This window comes from Methylobacterium sp. WL9 (assembly GCF_008040035.1).
Lineage (GTDB): Bacteria > Pseudomonadota > Alphaproteobacteria > Rhizobiales > Beijerinckiaceae > Methylobacterium > Methylobacterium thuringiense.
Genome location: NZ_VRVE01000125.1, coordinates 1 through 8,972 on the forward strand (window position 1 = coordinate 1; position 8,972 = coordinate 8,972).

Below are 8,972 nucleotides of genomic sequence, written 5' to 3' on the forward strand. Positions count from 1 at the left end.
GTGCTCGACGCCGCCCGCGACGCCCTCGCCGCCCTCGTCGGCGCGAAGCCGACGCAGGTCACCTTCACCAGCGGCGGCACCGAGGCTGCGAACGCCGTGCTCTCGGGCGCCCTGCGCCGCACCGGCCGGCCGGCGCCGACGCGGCTGCTGATCTCCGCGACCGAGCACCCTTGCGTCTCCGCCGGCCACCGCTTTTCGCCGGACACCGTCGAAGTGCTGCCCGTCGACGAAGCGGGCGTCCTCCGGCTCGACATGCTGCGCGAGCGGCTGGCCGCGCTCGCCGGCGAGAGCCTGCTGATCTCGGTCCACGCCGCCAACAACGAGACCGGTGTGGTCCAGCCGCTGGCCGAGATCGTCGCGCTGGCCAGGGGGCATGGGCAGGCGCTGGTTCACAGCGACGCCGTGCAGGCGGTCGGCAAGATCCCCCTCGACATGGTCGCGCTCGGCCTCGATGCGCTGACCTTGTCGGGTCACAAATTCGCGGCGCCGAAGGGCGTCGGCGCGCTGGTGCTCGCCGAGGGCGTCGTGCTCGAATCCGCCTTCGTGCGTGGCGGCGGCCAGGAAGCGCGCCTGCGCTGCGGCACCGAGAACCTTTTGGGTATCGCCGGCATGGGGGAGGCGGCGCGGCGCGCGCAGGCCGATCTCGCCGACGAAGGCGCGCGGCTCGCCGGCCTTCGCGACGCGCTCGAAGCCCAGGTGCTGGCGCTCGCGCCGGACGCCGTCGTGTTCGGGGAGGGCGCCCCACGCCTGCCGAACACCCTGAGCTTCGCGCTTCCGGGCCTGGAGGCCGCCACCGCACTGATCGCCTTCGATCTCGCCGGCGTCGCGGTCTCGTCGGGCTCGGCCTGCTCGTCGGGCAAGGTGGCGCGCTCGGCCACGCTCGCGGCCATGGGCGTGAATCCTGCGGTGGCCGCGGGGGCGTTGCGCGTCAGTTTCGGCTGGAATTCCACGGACGCGGATGCGGCACGCTTCCTCACGGCCTTCGAACGGGTCGTGTCGTCCCTATATCAGCGGAGAGGGCAGGCGGCATGACGCGCGCCTCCCACCGTCATCTCGAAAATACGCCGGCCGTTCGGCCCGGCGCCGTCAGGAGACGTTGAATGCCTGCAGTGCAGGAGACCATCGACCGGGTTCGTTCGATCGACCTCGACCAGTACAAGTACGGCTTCGAGACCGTCATCGAGATGGAGAAGTCCGTTCGCGGCCTGTCCGAGGACGTGGTGCGCTTCATCTCGGCCAAGAAGAACGAGCCGGAATGGATGCTGGAATGGCGCCTCGACGCCTATCGCCGCTGGCTGACCATGAAGGAGCCGGATTGGGCTCGGGTCTCCTACGACAAGATCGACTACAACAACCTCTATTATTACGCGGCGCCCAAGCGCCCGGCGGCCCTGTCGCTCGACGAGATCGACCCCGAGATCCTCAGGACCTACGAGAAGCTCGGCATCCCCCTGCGTGAGGTCGAGGTGCTGGAGGGCATCGCCCCCGAGCGCCGCGTCGCCGTCGACGCCGTGTTCGATTCGGTCTCGGTCGCGACCACGTTCAAGAAGGAACTCGCGAAGGCCGGCGTGATCTTCATGCCGATCTCCGAGGCCCTTCGCGAGTACCCGGACCTCGTCCGGAAGTACCTCGGCACCGTCGTGCCGGTGACGGACAACTTCTTCGCGACGCTGAACGCGGCGGTCTTCTCCGACGGCTCGTTCGTCTACATTCCGCCGGGCGTGCGCTGCCCGATGGAACTGTCGACCTACTTCCGCATCAACGAGCGCGATACGGGGCAGTTCGAGCGGACGCTCATCATCGCCGACAAGGGCAGCTACGTCTCGTATCTCGAGGGCTGCACTGCCCCGAAGCGCGACGACAACCAGCTCCATGCGGCGGTGGTCGAACTCATCGCTTTGGACGATGCCGAGATCAAGTACTCGACCGTCCAGAACTGGTACCCCGGCGACAACGAGGGCAAGGGCGGCATCTACAACTTCGTGACGAAGCGCGGCGATTGCCGCGGCACCCGCTCCAAGATCTCGTGGACGCAGGTCGAGACCGGCTCGGCGATCACCTGGAAGTACCCGTCCTGCATCCTGCGCGGCGACGATTCCCGCGGCGAGTTCTACTCGATCGCGGTGTCGAACGGCATGCAGCAGGTCGATTCCGGCACCAAGATGATCCATCTCGGCAAGAACACGTCGAGCCGCATCATCTCGAAGGGCATCTCGGCCGGGCGCTCGCAGAACACCTATCGGGGTCTCGTCTCGGCGCACAAGAAGGCCAAGAACGCCCGCAACTTCACCAACTGCGACTCGCTGCTGATCGGCGATCAGTGCGGCGCGCACACGGTACCCTACATCGAGTCGAAGAACGCATCCGCGGTGTTCGAGCACGAGGCCACCACCTCGAAGATCTCCGAGGACCAGATGTTCTACTGCCAGCAGCGCGGCCTCTCGAACGAGGAGGCCACCGCGCTGATCGTCAACGGCTTCGTCCGCGACGTGCTGCAGCAGCTGCCGATGGAGTTCGCCGTTGAGGCGCAGAAGCTGATCTCGATCAGCCTCGAGGGCTCGGTGGGCTGAGGCCTGCAGCCGGCCTGCCGATCAGATCCGGTGCCGTCCCCGCTGCCTTGCAGTGGGGGCTGGCTGCCATTCCAAGCTAGGACGACCCGAACATGCTCGAAATCAAGAACCTCGTCGTACAGATCGAGGACAACCGCATCCTCAACGGCCTGAACCTCACCGTGAACGACGGCGAGGTCGCAGCGATCATGGGGCCGAACGGCTCCGGCAAGTCGACGCTCTCCTACGTCATCGCCGGCAAGGCGGACTACGAAGTGCTCGACGGCGAGATCCTGCTCGACGGCAACAACGTGCTGGACATGTCGCCGGACGAGCGCGCCGCCGCCGGCCTGTTCCTGGCCTTCCAGTATCCGCTGGAAATCCCCGGCGTCGGCACGATGACCTTCCTCAAGGCCTGCATCAACGCGCAGCGCCGCACCCGCGGCGAGGGCGAGATCTCGACGCCGGACTTCATCCGCAAGGTGAACGCCGCCGCCGACAAGCTCGAGATCGAGAAGGACATGCTCAAGCGCGCCCTCAATGTCGGGTTCTCCGGCGGCGAGAAGAAGCGCATGGAGATCCTGCAGATGGCGCTCCTCGAGCCGAAGTTCTGCGTGCTCGACGAGACCGATTCCGGCCTGGACATCGATGCTCTGCGCATCGTCTCCGAGGGTGTCAACGCTCTGCGCGCTCAGGGGCGCTCGTTCCTCGTCATCACCCACTACCAGCGCCTGCTCGACCATATCGTGCCGGACACCGTGCACGTCATGTCGAAGGGCCTGATCGTGAAGACGGGCGGCAAGGAGCTGGCGCTGGAACTCGAGAAGTCCGGCTACGCCGATTACCGCAGCGAGGCCGCGTGATGGCCGACATCCAGAACCTGCGCAGCGCTGCCGAGACCGGGCTTTCGAGCCTGTTCGAGTCGGCTCGCCAGAGCTTCGCCAGCGAAGAGAAGATCTCGCGGGAAGAAGCGTTCAAGTTCTTCGAGGCGACCGGTCTGCCGAGCCGTCGCGTCGAGGCCTTCAAGTACACGGACCTGCGCGCCGCGATCGAGGATGCCGCGCATCCGGCCGAGAAGCCCTCGCTCGAGGTCGCGAAGGCGGCGGCGAATGCCGCGACGGCCTTCGTCGGCATTGAGGCCGTGCGCCTGACCTTCGTCAACGGCCACCTGATCGGCGAGTTGTCCGACCTCGACCGCGTTCCGGCCGGCGTCACCGTCACGCCGCTGAACGAGGCGATGAGCCAGGGCGATCCGCTGCTCAAGCAGCTCGCGCCGGTGGCGCAGACCCGCGAAAATCCGATCTATCAGCTCAACACCGCCTTCCTGGCGGACGGCGCGCTGATCTCGGTCGAGGCCGGAGCCAAGGTCGAGATGCCGATCCACCTGCGCTTCGTCGGCACTGGCGAGACCGCGTTCTCGACGGCGACCCGCGTGCTGGTCACCCTGGGGGAGGGCGCCGAGTTCTCGTTCCTGGAAAGCCACGAAGGGCCGGACGGGATCGCCTACCAGCCGAACGACGTGGTCGACACCGTCATCGCCGACGGGGCCAACCTGCATCACACCCGGCTCAACCGCGAGGGCGACAAGGCCATTGCGCTCTCGACGATTACCGCGCGGCTCGGCGCTGGCTCCAACATCGAATCCGTCAACCTCGTCTTCGGCGGCGTACTCTCGCGCCACCAGATCTACCTGCACTTCGCCGGCGAGAACGCCACCGCCACCGTCAACGGCGCGGCCATGCTCGGTGACGGGCGGCTTGCCGACTCGACGCTGCTGGCCGACCACGCCGCGGTCGGCGGGGTCAGCCGCGAGATGTTCAAGACGGTGATCGACGGCGATTCCACCGGCGTGTTCCAGGGCAAGATCATCGTCCGCCAGGCGGCGCAGAAGACCGACGGCAAGATGAAGTCGGACTGCCTGCTGCTGACCGACGACGGCCAGATGATGAACAAGCCGGAGCTCGAAATCTTCGCCGACGACGTCGCCTGCGGCCACGGCGCCACCTGCGGCGCGCCGGACGAGGACCTGCTGTTCTACCTCATGGCCCGCGGCCTGCCGAAGCCGGTGGCCGAGAGCCTGCTGGTCCAGGCCTTCGTCGGCGAGGCGATCGAGTCTGTCACGCACGAAGGCGCTCGCGAGGCGCTGATCGGCGAGGTCGAGGGCTGGCTGAGGGCGCGGGGGTAGGAAACCCTCCCCCCTCTGCGGGGGAGGGTGGTCGCGGAGCGACCGGGAGAGGGAAGCAACGCTTCAGGATACGGCGCTGCCCTCTCCCGACCCGCTTACGCGGGCCACCCTCTCCCGCAGCGGGGAGAGAGGACGCGCATAACGGGGATTTGGACATGAACGATCGTCCAAAGCTGAACGAAGTGACGCCCCGTCTGCGTGACTTCGCCCGCGGTCAGAGGCGGGACATGCCGCGCGCCGAGGCCCTTTTCTGGGAACAGGTTCGCGGTGGCCGGTTCCGCAGCGTCAAGTTCAAGCGTCAGGTTCCCATAGCGCCCTACATCGCCGACTTCTTCTGCGCGTCGGCGCGCCTGATCGTGGAACTCGATGGCGAGCTTCATGAGACGGAAGAGCGAAAGAATCACGATGCAGCCCGGGACGCTTGGTTGACCAGCCAAGGCTTCCTGATCCTGCGATTTCCGAACGATCTCGTCCTCGGCAACCTCGATGCAGTGATGACTGCCATCGGCACGGCCATCGAGGACCGGGGTTTCCCCTCTCCCGCCTCGCTCCGCGAGGCACCCTCCCCCGCAGAGGGGGGAGGGTTTCGCGCGAGCGCAACCTGATGAACGCACCCATCCGCCAGCCGGGCTACGACGTCGAGGCGATCCGCAAGGAATTCCCGATCCTGGCGAAGCAGGTCTATGGCAAGCCCCTGGTCTATCTCGACAACGCCGCCTCCGCGCAAAAACCGCGGGCGGTGATCGACGCCATGGTCGGCTGCATGGAGGGCGCCTATGCCAACGTGCATCGCGGCCTGCACTACATGGCGAACGCGGCAACCGAAGGCTTCGAGGGCGCGCGCGAGACCACGCGCCAGTTCCTCAACGCCAGCTCCACCGACGAGATCGTCTTCACCCGCAACGCCACCGAGGCCTACAACCTCGTCGCGTCGTCGATGCATCGCGGCGGCCTGATCGGGGAGGGCGACGAGATCATCCTCTCGATCATGGAGCACCACTCCAACATCGTGCCCTGGCACTTTTTGCGCGAGCGCTACGGGGCCGTCATCAAGTGGGCTCCCGTGGACGACGCGGGCAACTTCCTCGTCGAGGAATACGAAAAGCTCTTCAGCCCACGTACGAAAATGGTCGCAATCACGCACATGTCGAACGTGCTCGGCACGGTGACGCCGGCCGAGGAGATCATCCGCATCGCCCATGGCCATGGCGTACCCGTGCTGCTCGACGGGGCGCAGAGTGCGGTGCATCGCGCGATCGACGTGCAGGCGCTCGACTGCGACTTCTTCGTCTTCACAGGCCACAAGGTCTACGGCCCGACCGGTATCGGCGTGCTCTACGGCAAGAAGGAATGGCTGGACCGGCTGCCCCCCTATCAGGGCGGCGGCGAGATGATCCGGACCGTCTCCGAGGACACCATTACCTACAACGACCCGCCGCACCGGTTCGAGGCCGGCACGCCGGCGATCATCGAGGCGGTGGGCTTGGGCGCCGCCCTGGAATTCATGATGGGCGTCGGCCGCGAGGCGATCAGTGCGCACGAGGACGCGCTGACCGCCTATGCGCAGGAGCGCCTCGGGGCGATGAACGCGATCCGGCTGATCGGCACGGCCCGAGACAAGGGCGGCGTCGTCGCCTTCGAGATGAAGGGCACGCACGCCCACGACATCGCCACCGTGATCGACCGCCAGGGCATCGCGATCCGGGCCGGCACGCATTGCGCGATGCCGCTTCTCAACCGCTTCGGCGCGACCTCGACCTGCCGCGCTTCGTTCGGATTGTATAATACCAAGGCCGAGATCGACGCGCTTGCGGACGCGCTCGCCAAGGCCGAGATGCTGTTCGCCTGAGTTTTCGGATTGTCCGTCGCGGCGCGGGCCGCACCGGAGGAGAGTCATCATGAGCACCGACGCAGCCATCACCGGCGGCAACAACACGCCGGCCGTCGCGGCGACCTCCGCGATCCCGCCGGAGGAGCTCGACCGGCTGACCGACGACATCGTCGCGGCGCTGAAGTCCGTCTACGATCCCGAGATCCCGGCCGACATCTACGAGCTCGGCCTGATCTACAAGGTCGACATCGCCGACGACCGCAAAGTCGCCATCGACATGACCCTGACCGCTCCGGGCTGTCCCGTGGCCGGCGAGATGCCCGGATGGGTCGAGGACGCGGTCTCGAAGGTGCCGGGCGTCCAGTCCTGCGACGTGACGATGGTGTTCGACCCGCCGTGGGACCAGAGCCGGATGTCGGACGAGGCGCGCGTGGCGCTGGATATGTGGTAGCTGCTGGCTTCGCGCGTGGCAGCGCTGCGCTGGACCAGCAATCGGCGAATGCTTATCTTGGCCTAGCGCACAATTCCCCTCACCCGCCCGGGCCTTAAACCCTGCCGCAGGAGAGAACGATGTCAGGTTTCAAGGTGATCTCGCTGACCGACCGCGCCGCGGACCGGCTCAAGGCGATCATGGCCGACGCGGACAGGCCGATCGCGGGGTTGCGCGTCGGCGTGCGCAACGGCGGCTGCGCCGGCATGGCCTACACGATGGAATATGCCGAAGGCCGCAATGCCGGCGAGGACATGGTCGAGGTGAACGGCGTGACCGTTTTCATCGATCCCAAGGCGGTGCTGTTCCTGCTCGGCACCGAGATGGATTTCAAGACCGACAAGCTGTCGTCGCAGTTCGTGTTCAACAACCCGAACCAGACCTCGGCCTGCGGCTGCGGCGAGTCGATCGCCATCACACCCGCGACGCCGGACAGGCTCGCCGCCGCCGGAATGTCAGCCTGAACCGATAGGTCGAGTCCCGTCGGGCGACCTGCTTTCGACGATCGCAGGTCGCGACGGTAGGAGCTGGCGTTCCTCGTGGCGTCAGCCTCGAAGACCTCAGTTCGGATCCGCGTCAGGCGACCTCGGGCAATGCCGACATCTCGGCGTCGTCGACCGTACGGTTCCGGCCCATACGCTTTCCGGCATAGAGGCAGGAATCGGCCCGCTCGATGAACGACACGATGGTGTCGTCGGAGCACCTCTGTGCGACGCCGAGCGAGATCGTGACCTTTCCGAGCGACTCGCCGGTCGCGCGCTTCACGAGTTCGCGGCCCATGATGGTGGTCCGCACCGTTTCTGCGATGACGCGGGCGGCCTCGCGGCCGATACCGGGCAGCAGGATGCCGAATTCCTCGCCGCCGAAGCGCGAAAGGGTCCCCCCCGACGCGACGGTCTCCCGCATCACGATCGCCACGAGCCGCAGGACCTGATCGCCGGTCAGGTGGCCGAACTGGTCGTTGAAGCGCTTGAAGAAGTCGATATCGATCAGGATCAGGCTGGACGGGCGCGGCGACCTGGCGCCCTCGTCGATCTCGTTGCGCAACATCTCCTCGAAATGCTTGCGGTTCGACAGGCCGGTCAGCGGGTCGGTCAGGCTCTCGAGCCGGGCGGCGGCAAGCGTCTCGCGCAGCGCTTCGATCTCGCGACGGCTCTCGCGCATATGCGCTTCGAGGGTCCGGTTGCTGGCCGACACGTCGCGCGTGTTGACGATCAACGTGGCGACGATGTCCTTGAGCCGGTTCGGCGTCGTGTCGTGGAGATCCCGGGAGATGGCCTGGAGCGACGCCCCGTACTCGGCGGTCGAGCCGAGGGACAGGTCGATCATCTCCATGATGCTCTGCACCTCGGAGATCAGACCGGCATTGTGGCGGTCGAGTTCACCCTCGATCTGGCGACGATCGATATGGGCCTCGTAGAGCTCGGCGATGTCGTCGTCGGAGAGCGTGCCGCTCTTCGTCGTCAGGCGCTTGATGGCCTCGTTCATCTGGGGCTGCCGGCCGGACACGTACGTGTACCAGACTGCATAGGCCTGCGGGCTCGCCGACGAGCCGTAGTCGCGCATCAGCTCGTTCGCGCGTTGCGCGATGACGAAGCTCCGCTCGCGATCCTCATGACCCGCGCCGCTCATTCGACCTATCCGATCCACCGTGCGACGATCATGCCCGATGGATCGTAGCCGCCAGGTTAAGGTAGCGGCAGAAAGACGCCGATCGCCTCTCGACGATGTCCGAACGGGGCGTCGAGGGACCGGATCAGTCCTTCTTGGGCGGCACGGGCCGCATCAGGAAGGCCGGCACATGCGAGCCCAGGCCTACCGGCGTGTCGCCGTCCTCGTCGCGCCGAGGCGTAGGACGCCGGCTCTCGCGCTCCCGCGGGCGCTCGGCCGGCGGTCGCTCCGTACGTTCGACGGCCC

General features: G+C 66.8%; 9 protein-coding genes and 1 pseudogene. 8 read left to right on the forward strand and 2 right to left on the reverse strand.

All coding sequences use genetic code 11. The features are described 5' to 3' along the window. The 8 genes from FV217_RS21115 to FV217_RS21150 all read left to right on the forward strand — a co-directional run. Positions 1-1,032 (forward strand): cysteine desulfurase family protein (locus FV217_RS21115; RefSeq protein ID WP_147820409.1); only part of this gene is annotated, 1,032 nt, incomplete at its 5' end. A gap of 68 nt (positions 1,033-1,100) precedes the next feature. Next, positions 1,101-2,570 carry a Fe-S cluster assembly protein SufB gene (sufB, locus tag FV217_RS21120; RefSeq protein WP_147820411.1) on the forward strand — a complete coding sequence of 490 codons (1,470 nt, stop codon included), beginning with the start codon at positions 1,101-1,103 and terminating at the stop codon, positions 2,568-2,570. A 92-nt stretch (positions 2,571-2,662) separates the two neighbouring features. Beyond that, the gene (sufC, locus tag FV217_RS21125; protein WP_147820413.1) at positions 2,663-3,412 is read left to right on the forward strand and encodes a Fe-S cluster assembly ATPase SufC; all 750 of its coding nucleotides are present in this window, start codon (positions 2,663-2,665) and stop codon (positions 3,410-3,412) included. Continuing rightward, positions 3,412-4,734 carry a Fe-S cluster assembly protein SufD gene (sufD, locus tag FV217_RS21130; RefSeq protein ID WP_147820415.1) on the forward strand — a complete coding sequence of 441 codons (1,323 nt, stop codon included), beginning with the start codon at positions 3,412-3,414 and terminating at the stop codon, positions 4,732-4,734. Before sufC ends, sufD begins: the two co-directional genes overlap by 1 nt. Positions 4,735-4,889: 155 nt before the next feature. Continuing rightward, positions 4,890-5,339 (forward strand): DUF559 domain-containing protein, encoded by a 450-nt coding sequence (locus FV217_RS21135; protein WP_147820425.1) that lies wholly within the window; start codon positions 4,890-4,892, stop codon positions 5,337-5,339. Continuing rightward, positions 5,339-6,583 (forward strand): cysteine desulfurase, encoded by a 1,245-nt coding sequence (locus FV217_RS21140; RefSeq protein ID WP_147820417.1) that lies wholly within the window; start codon positions 5,339-5,341, stop codon positions 6,581-6,583. Before FV217_RS21135 ends, FV217_RS21140 begins: the two co-directional genes overlap by 1 nt. A 49-nt stretch (positions 6,584-6,632) precedes the next feature. Next, a complete protein-coding gene (locus FV217_RS21145) occupies positions 6,633-7,016 on the forward strand; it encodes an SUF system Fe-S cluster assembly protein (RefSeq protein WP_147820419.1) in 384 nt (127 codons plus the stop codon). Positions 7,017-7,135: 119 nt separating this feature from the next. Next, positions 7,136-7,519, forward strand: a complete 384-nt coding sequence (locus FV217_RS21150; protein WP_147820421.1) for an iron-sulfur cluster assembly accessory protein — start codon at positions 7,136-7,138, stop codon at positions 7,517-7,519. A 112-nt stretch (positions 7,520-7,631) separates the two neighbouring features. Here the strand turns inward: FV217_RS21150 and FV217_RS21155 are convergent, their stop codons facing one another. Both FV217_RS21155 and FV217_RS23570 read right to left on the reverse strand, forming a co-directional pair. Then, positions 7,632-8,687 carry a GGDEF domain-containing protein gene (locus tag FV217_RS21155; protein WP_147820423.1) on the reverse strand — a complete coding sequence of 352 codons (1,056 nt, stop codon included), beginning with the start codon at positions 8,685-8,687 and terminating at the stop codon, positions 7,632-7,634. 124 nt (positions 8,688-8,811) lie between these two features. Next, positions 8,812-8,972: pseudogene (locus tag FV217_RS23570) on the reverse strand (DEAD/DEAH box helicase); the annotation flags it as partial.

Excerpts from the sequence above, each read along its gene's own strand:
- sufB (WP_147820411.1), top strand. The coding sequence starts at position 1,101 with ATGCCTGCAGTGCAGGAGACCATCGACCGGGTTCGTTCGATCGACCTC.
- sufC (WP_147820413.1), top strand. The coding sequence starts at position 2,663 with ATGCTCGAAATCAAGAACCTCGTCGTACAGATCGAGGACAACCGCATC.
- sufD (WP_147820415.1), top strand. The coding sequence starts at position 3,412 with ATGGCCGACATCCAGAACCTGCGCAGCGCTGCCGAGACCGGGCTTTCG.
- FV217_RS21135 (WP_147820425.1), top strand. The coding sequence starts at position 4,890 with ATGAACGATCGTCCAAAGCTGAACGAAGTGACGCCCCGTCTGCGTGAC.
- FV217_RS21140 (WP_147820417.1), top strand. The coding sequence starts at position 5,339 with ATGAACGCACCCATCCGCCAGCCGGGCTACGACGTCGAGGCGATCCGC.
- FV217_RS21145 (WP_147820419.1), top strand. The coding sequence starts at position 6,633 with ATGAGCACCGACGCAGCCATCACCGGCGGCAACAACACGCCGGCCGTC.
- FV217_RS21150 (WP_147820421.1), top strand. The coding sequence starts at position 7,136 with ATGTCAGGTTTCAAGGTGATCTCGCTGACCGACCGCGCCGCGGACCGG.
- FV217_RS21155 (WP_147820423.1), bottom strand. The coding sequence starts at position 8,687 with ATGAGCGGCGCGGGTCATGAGGATCGCGAGCGGAGCTTCGTCATCGCG.